Here is a 15,198-nt window from a genome sequence, read left to right on the forward strand (position 1 = left end):
CCCATCGTGAAATCTGCAAACGAGGGTTGAATGTTTTCGCTGGTCTCGACGTTCAAAATTGCGCATCGCGTATCCATGCTGGCCCTGGCTGCTCTGTGCGGGATCGCCGTCATCGCGGGCATGCTGCTCTGGCAAGGACACATGGAGGCGCGTTATCGCGTCGCTGAAGAGACGCTGATCGAGCGAGACGGAGTGCTGGCGGCGCTGGAGGACGGTTTGCATGAAAGCCGTGTTCACCAGAGAGACTTCCTGCTGACCCGCGATATGAAATCCGTCGGGCAGTTTGACCAGACGATGGACCAGATCCGGCAGTCATTGAGCCATCTCGAAGGCAGCGCGACATCGCAGGCCCGTACGCGGCTCGAAGCGCTCGCTGAGGGCGCGGTGGTCTATTCCGATAGCATGAAGGCCCTTGTCGCCAAGAACAGGGAACTGGGCCTAACCCCCGCGGAAGGTCTCGAAGGCGCCATGCGCAATGGCGTGCATTCCATCGAGAAACTCGTCGACGTCGTCGCCAATGCCGAAATCCGCGCCAGCATGCTGATGATGCGACGGCACGAGAAGGATTTCATCCTGCGGCGCGAAGCGGCCTATGTGACGAAACATGCGGCGGAAGTGGAAACCTTCAAGGCGCTGGTGAAGCTGGAATACCGGCCAGGCGCTGAGCGTCAGCGCATCATGGATGCACTGGAAATATATACCGCCTCGTTCCGCTTTTACGCCGCCGCCGTGCTGGAGGAGGAGAAGGCGCGCGAAACTGTCGCCTCCGCCTATAGTGCCCTGTTGCCTGTCGTCGCCGAAATCTCCACCAATTACCGGCAGGAGCGGGACGCAAGCGCTCTCGCGAACAGCGCTGCGGCGGAAAGAACGGTTTCGATCGTCGTCGCTCTTATCGCCCTGACCGTGGTAAGTCTTTTTGCCGGGGTCTACCTCATCGGCCGCTCGATCACCCGCCCGGCGACCGCGATCACGGGGGCTATGCGTCGTCTGGCCGACGGTGAAACCGAATTTGCCGTTCCCGGTCTCCAGCGTGGAGATGAGTTCGGCGCCATGGCGCATGCGCTGGAAATCTTCCGACAGGCCGCCATCGCAAAGATCGAACTGGAGGCGCAGGCGCACGCAGCCCGGCAACAGGCCGAAGCCGAAAAGGTGCGGTTCCAGCTTGAGGCGGAATCCGAAGCGCAGGCGCGGCTGATGCAGGCGACCACGGGGCTTGCGGCGGCGCTTCGCCGCCTCGCAGGCGGCGATCTCTCTTTCGAGCTGAACGAGCCTTTTGCCCCGGATTTCGAGGCGCTGCGCCATGATCTCAACCAGACGATCCGCCAGCTCGATGCCGCCATGTCCGGCGTCGTGCAGTCGAGCGTGGCCATCGACGGCGGCAGCCAGGAAATCAGTCAGAGCGCTGCCGATCTTGCCCGCCGTACCGAGCAGCAGGCGGCCTCACTGGAGGAAACCGCTGCCGCGCTGGATGAATTGACGGCGAATATCCGCATCTCGGCGGAGCGCGCCGTGGAAGCCCGCGCAGTCGCCCATTCGGCCGACAAGGATGCCAACCGCACGGCCAATCTCGTCGTTGACACAGTAAGCGCGATGGAAAAGATCGAGCAATCCTCCGGCAAGATCGGCAATATCATTGGCGTTATCGACGAGATCGCCTTCCAGACCAACCTTCTTGCCCTCAATGCCGGGGTGGAGGCTGCGCGCGCGGGTGAGGCGGGACGCGGTTTCGCCGTCGTTGCGCAGGAGGTGAGGGAACTCGCACAGCGCTCGGCAAGGGCCGCTGCCGAAATCAAGGCGCTTATCCAGACCTCCGGTACAGAGGTGAAGGAGGGCGCGCGCTTCGTGCGGGAAACGGGTGCTGCCCTGTCGCGCATCGGCGGCTCGGTGAAGACGATCAACGGCCATATCGAAGCCATTGCCGCTGCCACGCACGAGCAGTCACTGGGCCTTGCCGAAATCAACACCGCCGTCAACCATCTGGATCAGGGCACACAGCAGAACGCCGCCATGGTCGAGGAAAACAATGCCGCGAGCGCCATGCTGGCGGGCGAGACCGCGCGTCTCAAGGAACTGGTTCATCAGTTCCGGCTGAGCGACGTGGAGGCGAGGGGCTATGGCGGGCGCGAAGCGGCCTGAGACGCGACAGCAGTCATCGAAAAGCGGGCGCGCAACTTGCGGCCCGCTTTTTTGCCGTTTATAGCTGGGCCACTCACCACGGACCCGGTGAAATTCCGGGTGGCTCTTCTGGCCGCCGATCCGCCAGATAACGCAAAGCACCGACATTCGTTTTCAATCTACCGGACACGGTTCCGGCCGGTGCGTCATTCTTTGCGAAAAAATCAGATGAACAGATTTCAGACTTACAGACGTGAGTGGTTTTCCAATATTCGCGGCGATGTTCTTTCCGGCATTGTCGTGGCGCTTGCCCTCATTCCCGAAGCCATCGGCTTTTCCGTCATCGCCGGTGTCGACCCCAAAGTGGGGCTGTTCGCCTCCTTCGCCATTGCCTGCGTTTCTGCTTTCACCGGTGGCCGTCCGGGCATGATCTCAGCGGCAACCGCCGCGACAGCCGTCCTGATGGTTACGCTCGTCAAGGAACACGGGCTGCAATATCTCTTCGCCGCCACCATCCTCATGGGCGTGCTGCAAATCCTGGCGGGTCTTGTGAAACTCGGCCGGGTGATGCGCTTCGTCTCGCGCTCGGTCATGACCGGCTTCGTCAATGCGCTGGCGATCCTGATTTTCATGGCGCAATTGCCTGAGCTGATCGGCGTGCCGGTCGAAACCTACGTCATGATCGCCGCCGGCCTTGCGATCATCTATCTTTTCCCCCTGGTCACGAAGATCATTCCGTCACCGCTGGTCGCCATCGTCGTTCTCACCTGTGTTGCCGTCTTCTCTGGCATGGATATCCGCACGGTCGGCGATCTCGGTGAGTTGCCCTCGACGCTGCCGATATTCGCCCTGCCGCAGGTGCCGCTGACCTTCGAGACGCTGCAGATCATCTTTCCCTATTCCGTGGCGCTCGCCGCCGTCGGTCTCTTGGAATCGCTGCTGACGGCGCAGATTGTCGACGACATGACGGATACGGGCAGCAACAAGAGCCAGGAATGCATCGGGCAGGGGACGAGCAACATCGCCTCCGCCCTCATCGGCGGCATGGGCGGCTGCGCCATGATCGGCCAGTCCGTCATCAATGTCCGCTCCGGCGGCAGGGGCCGGCTCTCCACCTTCGTGGCGGGCGCTTTCCTGCTGTTCCTCATTCTGGTGCTTGATGATCTCGTGCGCATCATCCCGATGGCAGCCCTGGTGGCGGTGATGATCATGGTCTCCATCGGCACATTCTCGTGGCGCTCCATCCTTGATCTTAGACGCAACCCGCCATCATCGAGCATCGTCATGCTGGTGACGGTCGGCACGGTGCTTGCCACCCATGATCTCGCAAAAGGCGTGCTGGCCGGCGTGCTTCTCTCCGGCGTATTTTTTGCGGGCAAGGTGTCGAAACTCTTCCACGTCCGGCCGGAGCTTTCTGCCGATGGCCGCGAGCGGATTTATCGCGTCGATGGCCAGATTTTCTTCGCCTCGACCGAAAGCTTCATCGCCGCCTTCGATTTCGCCGATGAGGTGGACGCCGTGACGATTGATGTCACCGAGGCGCATCTGTGGGATATTTCGGCAGTTGGTGCGCTGGACAAGGTGGTTCTGAAATTCCGCAAGACCGGCAAGAAGGTCGAGGTGATCGGTGTCAACGAGGCTAGCGCCCACATGATCGACCGCTTTGCCCTGCACGATAAACAGGACGGCGCTGCCGCACCGCTGCACTGAGCGCAAAAAAAAAGCCCCGGCAAGACCGGGGCTTTTTGGTTTTATTCGTTTGCCGTCACCGTGACGCCGAGCATTTTCGGCAGGGTGTTCGGCGCGCCCATTGCGGCACCCATGATCATCGGGAAAGGAACCGGCTTCTCCGGCTCTGCCGTGATCGAGAGGTTCTTCGGATTGTCGATATAGGCGTTGATGGCCGCCGACACCATGTTCTGCAGCTCTGGAACGTTGAGCGAAGCCATCATGATCGGCGCCATGCCCTTGATGGTCTGGGCAAGCTGGTCGCTCGTCATGCCCTGCTGGCTTGCCGCATAGTCGATGGCGCGCTTGGTGATGCTGGCGTCTTCGAAGCTGATTTCGGCGTTGATGAAGGAAAGCTGCTGCATCAGGCCGAGCATGGCGAGGCTTGCTGCCTGGTCCGCCTGTTCCTTGTTCGGATTGGCGGCCTGCGCCTTTACCGTCTCCTGCATCGACTTGATGAAGTCGAGCGTGTAGCCGGAGAAACCAAACGACATGTTGAGACGGCCGACATTGTCGAGGTCGATGGCGTATTCCTCGACGTCGACGGTGCCGGAGGCAACTTCCCAGCTGCCGCTCATGGTCATGTTGCCGGAAAGCGCCTGCAGATTGAGCTTTTCAATCGCGTCCTTGGTGGCCGGATCGGTGGCTTCGCTGAGATCGGCCTTGAAGCCGGAGGCGTCGAGTTCGAAACCGATCGAGTTCTTGTCGTCGCTGACGGACATCGTCGCGCTGCTTTCCTCAAGCGAGAAAGCCGGCTTTCCGTCGACGGAAACGGAAATCGGACCGCTATGGGCTTCATCGTAGAACATCAGGGCGTCGACGGTGCCGGTGGTCGCATCGCCCGGAATGACGAGGCCGGACATGTAGATGTCGCTCGCCTTGATCTCAACCTTGTCCTGCTTGTAGTCGATATTATCGAAACGGGCGTTCTTGATCTTGTAGCCGCCGTTGTTTTCCTCGACGCCTTCGAGCGACACATTGCCAACGGGGATCTTCTTGGCAGGATCGGCGACGGAGTTGAAGGTCACGCTGTTCAGCGTCACCGTCGTGCCGTTGACGGCGACGGAACCGGCGGCGATCTCGCCTCCCTGCGCGGCATAGGCTGCGTTGATTTTCTTCAGCACATCCCCGCCATCCAGCGCGAAAGCCGGTGCCGAAAGCGTAAGAAGCGCGGCGCTCGCGAAAAGAACCTGCCGGGTGGATTTCAGTCTCATGATGTTTCTTCCCTCAACGTACGGCTGTGCACCGTGTCCGAATTCGAATGGTGATACTTATATTCGCGATTATTCAAAGGTCTATAGGATTTAGATCGATTCCCATGACGGCGGCATTGCGGCATTTGCAACGCGGTTAACAAAAAATCGCATGAAAGGGGTGCTTTCATCCACAGGGCACACCCCTGAATTTCTTGCCGGGAATCGGCATTTCCGCTAGTCAAGCACCATGGGAAAAAATCTTGTACCTCCGTCCGGCGGAGACGATAACATTCATCCGGTCGATTTGAAGGCGGCGCTTGAAGAGCGCTACCTTGCTTACGCCTTGTCCACGATCATGCATCGTGCGCTGCCGGATGTGCGCGACGGCCTGAAGCCGGTTCACCGCCGCATCATTCATGCCATGAGTGAAATGGGCATCCGCCCCAACTCGGCCTTCAAGAAATGCGCCCGTATCGTCGGTGACGTTATCGGTAAGTTCCACCCGCACGGCGACCAGTCGGTCTATGATGCGCTGGTGCGTCTCGCGCAGGATTTCTCACAACGTTATCCGATCGTCGACGGGCAGGGCAATTTCGGCAACATCGATGGCGACGGTGCTGCTGCCTATCGTTACACCGAAGCGCGCATGACTGACGTGGCGGCGCTGCTGCTGGAAGGCATCGGCGAGGATGCGGTGGATTTCCGCGCCACCTATAATGAGGAAGACGAAGAGCCGGTTGTCCTGCCGGGCGCCTTCCCCAATCTGCTTGCCAACGGTGCCTCAGGCATCGCAGTCGGCATGGCGACATCGATCCCGCCGCACAACGCCCATGAACTTTGCGATGCGGCGCTCCATCTCATCAAGCATCCCGATGCGACGGTTGAAAAGCTGGTGGAATTCATTCCCGGCCCTGACCTGCCGACCGGTGGCGTGATCATCGAAAGCCGCGAGAATATTCTCGATGCCTATAAGACCGGGCGCGGTGGTTTCCGCGTGCGCGCAAAATGGGAAACGGAAGACCTCGGACGTGGCGGCTATCAGATCGTCATCACCGAAATACCGTTCCAGGTGCAGAAATCGCGGCTGATCGAAAAGATCGCCGAGCTGCTGCTCGCACGCAAACTGCCGCTGCTCGAGGATGTCAGAGACGAATCCGCCGAAGACGTGCGCATCGTGCTGGTGCCGAAGAGCCGCACCGTCGATGCGACGCTGTTGATGGAATCGCTGTTCCGCCTCTCCGACCTTGAAAGCCGCCTGCCGCTCAACATGAACGTGCTGTCGCTCGGCAAGGTGCCGAAGGTGATGGCGTTGAACGAGGTGCTGAGCGAATGGCTGGCGCACCGCAAGGACGTGCTGGTCCGCCGTTCCCGCCACCGTCTTGCCGCCATCGACCGCAGGCTCGAGATTCTCGGCGGCCTGCTGGTCGCCTATCTCAATCTCGACGAGGTGATCCGCATCATCCGTGAGGAGGATGAGCCGAAACAGGTGATGATGGCGAAGTGGTCGCTCACCGACAATCAGGCCGAAGCCATCCTCAACATGCGGCTGCGTAATCTGCGCAAGCTCGAGGAATTCGAAATCCGCAAGGAATTCGATGAACTCAGCAGCGAGAAGGCCGAAATCGAGTCGCTGCTCGCCTCCGATGAAAAGCAGTGGCAGACCGTCGCCTGGGAAATCGGCGAGGTCAAAAAGAAGTATGCCAAGGCTACCGAGATCGGCCGTCGCCGCACGCAGTTCGCGGATGCCCCGGATGCCGATATCGAGGCCATCCAGCAGGCGATGATCGAGAAGGAACCGGTCACCATCGTCATCTCGCAGAAGGGTTGGATCAGGGCGCTGAAGGGTCACATGTCCGATACGTCGGCCCTGACCTTCAAGGAAGGCGACGGACCCAAGATCGCCTTCCCGGCGCAGACGACCGACAAGCTGCTGCTGCTGACGACAGGCGGCAAGGCCTATACGCTCGGCGCTGACAAGCTGCCGGGGGGGCGCGGTCATGGCGAGCCGATCCGCATCATGGTCGATATGGAGAACGATCAGGACATCCTGACCGCCTTCGTGCATGATCCGTCGCGCAAGCTGCTGCTCGTCTCCACCGCCGGTAATGGCTTCATCGTGCCCGAGAGCGAAATGGTCGCCAATACCCGCAAGGGCAAGCAGATCATGAATGTCTCCATGCCTGATGAAGCGAAGCTCGCGGTTCCGGTAACGGGCGATCATGTCGCCGTGGTCGGCGAGAACCGCAAGCTTCTGGCCTTCCCGCTGTCGCAGGTGCCGGAAATGTCACGCGGTAAGGGCGTGCGCCTGCAGCGCTACAAGGATGGCGGCGTTGTCGATGTGAAATGCTTCGCGCTCGCCGAGGGTCTGAGCTGGTCCGACACGGCCGGGCGTCTGTTCACCAAGGTCGGTGAGGAACTGCGCGAATGGCTGGCGGACCGCGCCACCGTTGGCCGCACCGTGCCGAAGGGCTTTCCGCGCAGCGGGAAATTTGGTGGGTAATATCTGAAAGACGTCCTCGGAGATTGTCTGGGGGCGTCTTTCCCGCCTTTGTTTTGCTGTCCAAGCCGAACATGTGCTTCAGGACTTGGCGAACCCATTATTCTCCTTCGGGATGGTAAACCTCCCACCCACGCGGCGTCAGATGCTCCTGCGGATGATAGCGGGTCTTGTACCCCATCTTTTCCGAACCATCGACCCAGTAGCCGAGATAGACATGCGGCAGGCCGAGCGCGCGCGTGCGGGTGATGTGATCGATGATCATGAAAGTGCCGAGCGAGCGTTTTTCGAGATCGGGATTGAAGAAGGAATAGACCATCGACAGACCGTCGCTCATCACGTCGCTGAGCGCCACCGCCAGAAGTTCGCCGCGCTTGCTGGAATCGATGCCGGAGCCGGGTTCGCGCACGCGGTATTCGATGATGCGGGTGTTGACATGCGTGTCTTCCACCATGATCGCGTAGTCCAGCGCCGACATGTCGGACATGCCGCCGGACTGGTGGCGGTGGTCGAGATAACGGCGAAACAGCGCGAATTGTTCGGTGGAGGGCTCGGCGGCGTGCACCGTGGCCACGACATCCCGGTTGGCGGCAAGTACACGCCGCATCGATTTCGTCGGCTGGAACTGTTCGGTGAGGATGCGTACGGAGACGCAGGCGCGGCAGTTTTCGCAGGCCGGGCGATAGGCGATGTTCTGCGAGCGCCTGAAACCGCCCTGGGTCAGAAGATCGTTCATTTCCGAAGCGCGCGGGCCGACCAGATGGGTGAAGACCTTCCGCTCCATCTGGTTCGGCAGATAGGGGCAGGTGGCCGGCGCCGTAAGATAGAATTGAGGAGAGGGCGTCGCCTGCGTGTTCATCGAACCGTGATCGCCTCCTGCGTCTGTTATGAAAGCGCGCCGCGATTTCACGGGGTTGGCGGCGGCGCTTCAAGCGACATGCATAATGTCACAGAATGGCAAAATGACGGAAAACGTCAACTGCGGGATGAGGTATTTGACGCGATGAAAGCCACGTTTCCGTGGCTTTCATCGATATCAGCGCGTTCTGACGATAACGGTGCCGAGCAGGAAGTCATGAACGAGGCGCGAGCGCTCGGTAAACAGGCCTGCAAGCAGGATCAGCGGCGTCAAAACCGAGTTGATGACCCAGAAAAGCACGATATGCACCGTCGACAGCAGGAAATCGATTCGCCGCCCGTCCATGCGCGCCATCGCGATCCCCATCGCCCGCATGCCGGGAGTGGCCTGCGACGGGCCGCCAAGCGTCATGCCGAAATAAAGCACCGCAACGATGACGAACAGCGCCGGGTAAAGGAAGAATCCCAGGCCAAGCGTGATCACGCCGAGAAAGAAGACGATGACCGCGGCCGGGATGCACAGAAGCAGAACGATCGCGTAATCGATCACGAACGCGAAGACGCGCCGGCTCAGGACGCCGCTATAGGCGCGCCAGTCATCCGGTGCGGCATAGGTGGGGTTCTGGTCGAGGCTCATCGGTCGTTTTCTCCTGAGAGGGTATGACAGCGCGGCATGAGTGCCGTGTCAGCAGACAATATGGGAAGAAAACGACCGAATACAATAAGCGCCGGCCTCAGCCCTTTGCCAGTTTGCGTGCGGCCTCCATGGCGAAATAGGTGAGAACACCATCGCAGCCCGCACGCTTGAAACAGAGAAGCGTTTCCATCATCACCCGCTCGCCGTCGATCCAGCCATTTATGGCCGCAGCCTTGATCTGGGTATATTCGCCGGACACCTGATAGGCGAAGGTCGGCAGGCCGAAATTCTCCTTCAGCCGCCAGCAGATGTCGAGATAGGGCAGGCCGGGTTTGACCATCAGCATGTCGGCGCCTTCCTCAACGTCGAGTGCTGCGTCGCGGATCGCCTCCATGCTATTGGCTGGGCTGATGTAATAGCTCGCCTTGTCACCCTTCAGCAGGCCGGCGGTGGAGATGGCCTCGCGATAGGGGCCATAATAGCCGGAGGAAAATTTCGTCGCATAGGACATGATGCCGACATTCTGGTGTCCGGCGGCGTCGAGCCCCCGGCGGATGGCGCCGATGCGCCCATCCATCATCTCCGACGGTGAGATAATGTCCGAACCGGCATCCGCCTGCAGGATGGCCGCCTTGACAACCTGTTCGACCGTTTCGTCATTGACGATCTCGTCGCCGCGCAGAATGCCGTCATGCCCGTGGCTGGTGAAGGGATCGAGCGCGACATCGGTGATCAAGCCGATATTTGGCACGGCTTTTTTGACCGCGATAGTCGCCTGATTGATGAGATTGTTTGCTTCGAGCGCGTTCGAGCCGGTCTCGTCCCGCAACTCCATCTCGATATTCGGGAAGGTCGCGATGGCGGGAATGCCGAGATCGGCGGCTTCCTTTGCCGCTTCCACCAGCCGGTCGACGCTCATGCGGTTGACGCCGGGCATGGCGGGAATGGGCTCGAGAATATTGCTGCCCGGCACGATGAATACCGGCCAGATGAGGTCGTCAACGGTCAGGTGGTTTTCCTGAACCAGACGGCGCGTCCAATCCGCCTTGCGATTGCGCCGCATGCGGCGATGGCCGGTGATCTCGTCGACCAGATGCGTTTTGTCCTGCATGTCAGAATGTCCTTCGGTCAAATTTCGAAAGCTGCATATCATGAAGCGTGGGCCATGCGAATGCGACAATCTTCCCTCATTGAGGCACAGCGCCGGCGATCATGCTTTGACAAGGCAGATGGCGGAATTCAATATGGACTGGTCGCCCGCCCATCGAGACCGTATCTTCCGGCCATGGAACCTGATTCTCAACCTCTGCCGAAGCGTCCGCTTGCCGAAATCCTCTTTCTGGTCTTCATGAGACTGGTTGCGGTTTCCTGTTTCTGGTTCGGCCTGCAATATTGGGCGATGCTGACGGGCTATTCGCTTGGCGGCCATGGGCGCTTCGATATGCTGAACCTGCCCTGGCGCGTGGCGGGCAGTGCGCTGGCGGTTATTTTCCCGGTTGCGGCGCTGGGTCTCTGGCTCGGCGCCTCCTGGGGTGCCGTCATGTGGGTCATGGGCGCGGGCGCGCAGATCGCCATGTATAAGGTTTGGCCACATATCTTCGGTGCCAACACGCTTGTGCCCGTGATGCACGGTCTCGTGGCAACCATTTATATACTATTCCTGGTCGCTTTCTGGCTGGATCAGCGCCAGAATGAAGAGCGCGCAAGAATTGATTTACCATAATAATAAAGCAATTCGCCCCGTTTTCCTGCCGAATTTTATCGTTAAGTCATTGAATTATAACGGATGACTAAGACCCATTCCCGCTTCGCCACAGATTCGGCCCGCTGGGGAAAATGCATGTAACCATTTGTTAATCGTAGCTTTTAAGTAGAATTTTATGCGCATTGATTAGGTTCTCACTCAAGGCGGGAGACAAACAAACACACCGCCAAACAAAACAGTGAGGCAGTCATGATCAATAGCAAAGTTAAGCCCCAGGCCGTTGTTGCCGATGCACATGAAGATACCATCCGCTCGCTCTACATGGAGTCGCTGCACCTGGTGGAACGTCTCCACCGCCGCCTCCTCGATGTCATCAAGGACGAGTTCGACCGTCAGGGTCGTGATGACGTCAACGCCGTTCAGGCCCTGCTGCTGTTCAACATCGGCAATTCCGAACTGACGGCCGGCGAGCTTCGTTCGCGTGGTTATTACCTCGGCTCGAACGTCTCCTATAACGTCAAGAAGCTGGTCGACCTCGGTCTCATCAACCACCAGCGCTCGCGTGTCGACCGCCGCTCGGTCCGCATCAGCCTGACGGAAAAGGGCCAGGAAATCGCCGAAACGGTTGCCCGCCTTTATGAACGCCACGTCGGTTCGATCGAAAAGGTCGGCGGCATCGGCACCGGCGAGTTCTCCGAAATGAACAAGCTGCTGCAGCGCCTTGATCGCTTCTGGAACGACTCGATCGCTTACCGCCTGTAATACCGCGACGGTTTCACTGTTTAAGCCGGGGGCATCCTTTGCTCCCGGCTTGCGGATTCCGCAGGTCACCCGCCACGCATTTTACCTGTCAAGTCCGCCCCTTCATCCGGCCTTCGCCCTGTTTTGCAGGCGAACACAGCTTCGTGAGAAGAGGACCGTGACACGAATCGGCCATATTGATATGGGAGGCGCAAAGGCATAGGAGCCGGCGGTTTCTCCTGCTGTCGTGGCAAGCCTCGACTGCTGTGCCAGACACCAGCGCCAAGATCATGGCGTATCGAGCATTACCGGCCGGCAGACACGTTGTACGTGTTTGTTAATCATATTGATTTAGGCATCGTTGAGGATGCCGAAGAGAGTGGCTGGTAGGTAGAATGACAAAGAAATCCGTTTCCGATTCCGTATCGCGCCGCGCGCTTCTGCGTTCGGCCGTTTCCGTTGGTGCTGCAGCACTTGCCGCGCCGGCCTTTGCGCAGAACGCGCTTAACGATCTCATGGGCTCTTCGCGCCGCGGCAACTGGGATGACCAGTTCGACGCCAATTCATCGCGTTCGGCCGTGGGTGTCGTTTCAAACAATCCGGTTCTCGGACGCGAAGCACCTGTCTATATGCAGCAGGCGATCATGCAATATCAGCAGATCGTGCAGAATGGCGGCTGGCCGGAAGTGCCTGCGTCCCAGCAGCGCCTCCAGATCGGCGTCTCCGATCCTTCCGTACAGGCGCTGCGCCAGCGACTGATGGTATCCGGCGATCTGCCGCGCGAAGCCGGCATTTCCAGTGCCTTTGACTCTTACGTTGATGGCGCACTGAAGCGTTTCCAGGCCCGTCATGGCCTTCCGGCTGACGGTGTCAGCGGCGAATATACCACGAAGGCGCTCAATGTTTCCGCGCAGATCCGTCTGGCGCAACTGCAGACCAACCTCGTGCGCATCCAGTCCATGTCGGGTGATCTCGGCCAGCGTCACCTGATGGTGAATATCCCGGCCGCCGCCATCGAAGCAGTGGAGAATGAACGCGTCGTGCTGCGCAACACCGCCGTCGTCGGTCGCGCCAGCCGCCCGACGCACGTCATCAATTCCAAGATTTACGAAGTCATCCTCAACCCTTACTGGACAGCGCCGCGCTCGATCGTCGAAAAGGACATCGTGCCGCTGATGCAGAAGGACCCGACCTATCTGGAGCGGAACAACATCCGCCTCATCGACGGCAAGGGACAGGAAGTTTCGCCGACGGCGGTCGACTGGTTTGCGCCAAAGGCGCCGAACCTGATGTTCCGCCAGGACCCCGGCAAGATCAACGCCATGTCCTCGACGAAGATCAACTTCCACAATCCGAACAACGAATATATGCACGACACGCCGCAGCAGGGTCTGTTCAACAAGCTGATGCGGTTCGAATCGTCCGGCTGCGTGCGCGTACAGAACGTGCGCGACCTCACAAGCTGGCTGCTGCGCGACACGCCCGGCTGGTCGCGTCAGGAAATGGAACGCGTCATCGCCACCCGCGTCAACACACCGATCAAGCTGGCGCAGGAAGTGCCTGTCTATTTCGTCTACATCACCGCATGGTCGGCGAAGGACGGCGTGGTGCAGTTCCGCGACGACATCTATGAAAAGGACGGCAACGCCGAACTGGCGCTCAACACCACCACCGGCATCGAACAGCCGGCTGGACCTGTCGACGACGACCTGTTGCCGCGCAACTGATCCGGCGCTGCCGTCAGGTTTTTATATTTAAGTGAAAGGCCGCACCCCGTCGGGTGCGGCTTTTTTCATTTTCGCTGCTGGTTTTGAAAAAAACAGCTGCCGTTTTTTGTCGCAACGTCGCAGTTTGACGGGCAAATCTCGCTGCCCGTATTGCTCTTGTTCGGGCAGGGCGCTAAGACGCCATCGCATTACTGTTTCAGGAGCCTTCACCATGTCGAACACAGATGCTTTCTTCTCCCGTCCGCTTGCCGAAGTCGATCCGGATATTTTCGGCGCGATCGAGAAGGAACTGGGTCGCCAGCGCCACGAGATCGAACTGATCGCCTCGGAAAACATCGTTTCCCGCGCCGTGCTTGAAGCGCAGGGTTCGATCATGACCAACAAATATGCCGAAGGTTATCCGGGCAAGCGTTATTATGGCGGCTGCCAGTTCGTAGACATCGCTGAAGAGCTTGCCATTGAGCGCGCCAAGAAGCTGTTCGGCGTCAACTTCGCCAACGTCCAGCCGAATTCCGGTTCGCAGATGAACCAGGCCGTGTTCCTCGCGCTCTTGCAGCCGGGCGACACTTTCATGGGTCTCGACCTGAACTCGGGAGGCCATTTGACGCACGGTTCGCCGGTCAACATGTCCGGCAAGTGGTTCAACGTCGTGTCTTACGGCGTGCGTGAAGGCGACAACCTGCTCGACATGGACGAAGTGGAGCGCAAGGCCAAGGAAACCCGGCCGAAGCTTATCCTCGCTGGCGGCACCGCCTATTCCCGTATCTGGGACTGGAAGCGTTTCCGCGAGATTGCCGATGAAGTCGGTGCCTATCTGATGGTCGATATGGCCCACATCGCCGGCCTCGTTGCCGGTGGCCAGCATCCGTCGCCGTTCCCGCATTGCCACGTTGCCACGACGACGACGCACAAGTCGCTGCGCGGCCCGCGTGGCGGCATGATCCTCACCAATGACGAGGATCTGGCCAAGAAGTTCAACTCCGCCGTTTTCCCCGGTCTTCAGGGCGGCCCGCTGATGCACGTCATCGCCGCCAAGGCAGTCGCCTTCGGTGAAGCGTTGCAGCCGGAATTCAAGGACTATGCCGCACAGGTCGTCAAGAACGCCAAGGCGCTGGCCGAAACGTTGATCGAAGGCGGTCTGGACGTGGTCTCAGGCGGCACCGACAACCACCTGATGCTGGTCGATCTTCGCAAGAAGAACGCCACCGGCAAGCGTGCGGAAGCAGCACTCGGCCGCGCTTACGTCACCTGCAACAAGAACGGTATTCCTTTCGATCCGGAAAAGCCCTTCGTCACCTCGGGTGTGCGTCTCGGCACGCCGGCCGGCACGACGCGCGGTTTCAAGGAAGCGGAATTCCGCGAAATCGGCAAGCTGATCGTCGAGGTTCTCGATGGTCTGAAGGTTGCCAATTCGGATGAGGGCAACGCTGCCGTTGAAGCTGCGGTACGTGAAAAGGTCGTCGGCCTGACGGACCGTTTCCCGATGTATCCGTATATGTAAGGAAAAGAGACGATGCGCTGCCCATTCTGCGGTTCCGAAGACACACAGGTCAAGGACTCGCGTCCGGCGGAGGACAATACCTCCATCCGCCGGCGGCGCATCTGCCCGGATTGCGGCGGTCGCTTCACGACCTATGAGCGCGTGCAATTGCGCGAGCTGATGGTCATCAAGAAAAGCGGCCGCAAGCTGCCCTTCGACCGGGAAAAACTGGTGCGATCCTTCGAGATCGCGCTGCGCAAGCGCCCGGTTGACCGCGACCGGATCGAGCGGGCCGTCTCCGGCATCGCTCGTCGTCTGGAAAGTTCCGGCGAGACGGAAATTCCCTCGGAAGAAATCGGCCTGCAGGTTCTGGAAGCGCTGAAAAGCCTCGATGACGTGGCCTTTGTGCGTTACGCCTCGGTCTATCGCGATTTCAGCCACGCCGAGGATTTCGAGAACGTGATTGCCGAAATCAACGCCAAGATCGCCCGTGATACGGACGGTGGAGCATAGA

General features: G+C 59.6%; 12 protein-coding genes and 1 other annotated feature. Of the genes, 8 read left to right on the top strand and 4 right to left on the bottom strand.

All coding sequences use genetic code 11. The features are described 5' to 3' along the window. Positions 1 to 30 precede the first annotated feature (30 nt). Entirely contained in the window at positions 31 to 2,136 is a 2,106-nt protein-coding gene (locus V6R85_RS02240) for a methyl-accepting chemotaxis protein (protein WP_111834287.1), read from the top strand. A 77-nt stretch (positions 2,137 to 2,213) separates the two neighbouring features. Then, positions 2,214 to 2,269, top strand: a sequence feature (sul1 is cis-regulatory element that is thought to sense ions involved in sulfur or methionine metabolism; They are found in Alphaproteobacteria). A gap of 74 nt (positions 2,270 to 2,343) precedes the next feature. Further along, positions 2,344 to 3,825, top strand: a complete 1,482-nt coding sequence (locus V6R85_RS02245; protein ID WP_111834288.1) for a SulP family inorganic anion transporter — start codon at positions 2,344 to 2,346, stop codon at positions 3,823 to 3,825. Between the two features lie 41 nt (positions 3,826 to 3,866). Here the strand turns inward: V6R85_RS02245 and V6R85_RS02250 are convergent, their stop codons facing one another. After that, positions 3,867 to 5,057 carry a hypothetical protein gene (locus tag V6R85_RS02250; RefSeq protein WP_060724060.1) on the bottom strand — a complete coding sequence of 397 codons (1,191 nt, stop codon included), beginning with the start codon at positions 5,055 to 5,057 and terminating at the stop codon, positions 3,867 to 3,869. A 229-nt stretch (positions 5,058 to 5,286) separates the two neighbouring features. Between V6R85_RS02250 and parC the strand changes: the two genes are divergently transcribed. Further along, positions 5,287 to 7,539, top strand: coding sequence for a DNA topoisomerase IV subunit A (parC, locus tag V6R85_RS02255; protein ID WP_087743751.1), 2,253 nt, complete (start codon positions 5,287 to 5,289; stop codon positions 7,537 to 7,539). A gap of 97 nt (positions 7,540 to 7,636) precedes the next feature. Here parC and V6R85_RS02260 read toward each other — a convergent pair whose 3' ends face one another. The 3 genes from V6R85_RS02260 to hemB form a co-directional block, all read right to left on the bottom strand. Beyond that, the gene (locus V6R85_RS02260; protein WP_003502198.1) at positions 7,637 to 8,395 is read right to left on the bottom strand and encodes an arginyltransferase; all 759 of its coding nucleotides are present in this window, start codon (positions 8,393 to 8,395) and stop codon (positions 7,637 to 7,639) included. Positions 8,396 to 8,572: 177 nt separating this feature from the next. Beyond that, positions 8,573 to 9,031 carry an RDD family protein gene (locus tag V6R85_RS02265; RefSeq protein ID WP_003502200.1) on the bottom strand — a complete coding sequence of 153 codons (459 nt, stop codon included), beginning with the start codon at positions 9,029 to 9,031 and terminating at the stop codon, positions 8,573 to 8,575. 97 nt (positions 9,032 to 9,128) lie between these two features. Beyond that, positions 9,129 to 10,142, bottom strand: coding sequence for a porphobilinogen synthase (hemB, locus tag V6R85_RS02270; protein ID WP_111793082.1), 1,014 nt, complete (start codon positions 10,140 to 10,142; stop codon positions 9,129 to 9,131). A gap of 174 nt (positions 10,143 to 10,316) precedes the next feature. Between hemB and V6R85_RS02275 the strand changes: the two genes are divergently transcribed. The 5 genes from V6R85_RS02275 (at position 10,317) to nrdR (ending at position 15,197) form a co-directional block, all read left to right on the top strand. Further along, positions 10,317 to 10,754 (top strand): DUF6163 family protein, encoded by a 438-nt coding sequence (locus V6R85_RS02275; RefSeq protein ID WP_003502204.1) that lies wholly within the window; start codon positions 10,317 to 10,319, stop codon positions 10,752 to 10,754. Positions 10,755 to 10,988: 234 nt separating this feature from the next. Further along, positions 10,989 to 11,498 (top strand): transcriptional regulator LdtR, encoded by a 510-nt coding sequence (ldtR, locus tag V6R85_RS02280; protein ID WP_026363448.1) that lies wholly within the window; start codon positions 10,989 to 10,991, stop codon positions 11,496 to 11,498. 374 nt (positions 11,499 to 11,872) lie between these two features. Further along, positions 11,873 to 13,204, top strand: a complete 1,332-nt coding sequence (locus V6R85_RS02285) for a L,D-transpeptidase family protein (protein WP_003502206.1) — start codon at positions 11,873 to 11,875, stop codon at positions 13,202 to 13,204. Positions 13,205 to 13,415: 211 nt separating this feature from the next. Beyond that, a complete protein-coding gene (gene glyA / locus V6R85_RS02290; protein ID WP_003512506.1) occupies positions 13,416 to 14,705 on the top strand; it encodes a serine hydroxymethyltransferase in 1,290 nt (429 codons plus the stop codon). Positions 14,706 to 14,717: 12 nt separating this feature from the next. Continuing rightward, complete coding sequence (gene nrdR, locus V6R85_RS02295) at positions 14,718 to 15,197, top strand: transcriptional regulator NrdR (RefSeq protein WP_003502218.1); 480 nt, start codon at positions 14,718 to 14,720, stop codon at positions 15,195 to 15,197. Position 15,198 lies beyond the last annotated feature (1 nt).

It is taken from the genome of Agrobacterium sp. CCNWLW32, assembly GCF_037083425.1.
GTDB classification, from domain to species: Bacteria; Pseudomonadota; Alphaproteobacteria; order Rhizobiales; family Rhizobiaceae; genus Agrobacterium; species Agrobacterium radiobacter.

Bases quoted from the DNA above. Each gene is read 5' to 3' on its own strand.
- hemB (WP_111793082.1), bottom strand. From the start codon at position 10,142: ATGCAGGACAAAACGCATCTGGTCGACGAGATCACCGGCCATCGCCGC.
- parC (WP_087743751.1), top strand. From the start codon at position 5,287: ATGGGAAAAAATCTTGTACCTCCGTCCGGCGGAGACGATAACATTCAT.
- V6R85_RS02275 (WP_003502204.1), top strand. From the start codon at position 10,317: ATGGAACCTGATTCTCAACCTCTGCCGAAGCGTCCGCTTGCCGAAATC.
- nrdR (WP_003502218.1), top strand. From the start codon at position 14,718: ATGCGCTGCCCATTCTGCGGTTCCGAAGACACACAGGTCAAGGACTCG.
- V6R85_RS02250 (WP_060724060.1), bottom strand. From the start codon at position 5,057: ATGAGACTGAAATCCACCCGGCAGGTTCTTTTCGCGAGCGCCGCGCTT.
- glyA (WP_003512506.1), top strand. From the start codon at position 13,416: ATGTCGAACACAGATGCTTTCTTCTCCCGTCCGCTTGCCGAAGTCGAT.
- V6R85_RS02260 (WP_003502198.1), bottom strand. From the start codon at position 8,395: ATGAACACGCAGGCGACGCCCTCTCCTCAATTCTATCTTACGGCGCCG.
- V6R85_RS02240 (WP_111834287.1), top strand. From the start codon at position 31: ATGTTTTCGCTGGTCTCGACGTTCAAAATTGCGCATCGCGTATCCATG.
- V6R85_RS02245 (WP_111834288.1), top strand. From the start codon at position 2,344: ATGAACAGATTTCAGACTTACAGACGTGAGTGGTTTTCCAATATTCGC.
- V6R85_RS02265 (WP_003502200.1), bottom strand. From the start codon at position 9,031: ATGAGCCTCGACCAGAACCCCACCTATGCCGCACCGGATGACTGGCGC.
- V6R85_RS02285 (WP_003502206.1), top strand. From the start codon at position 11,873: ATGACAAAGAAATCCGTTTCCGATTCCGTATCGCGCCGCGCGCTTCTG.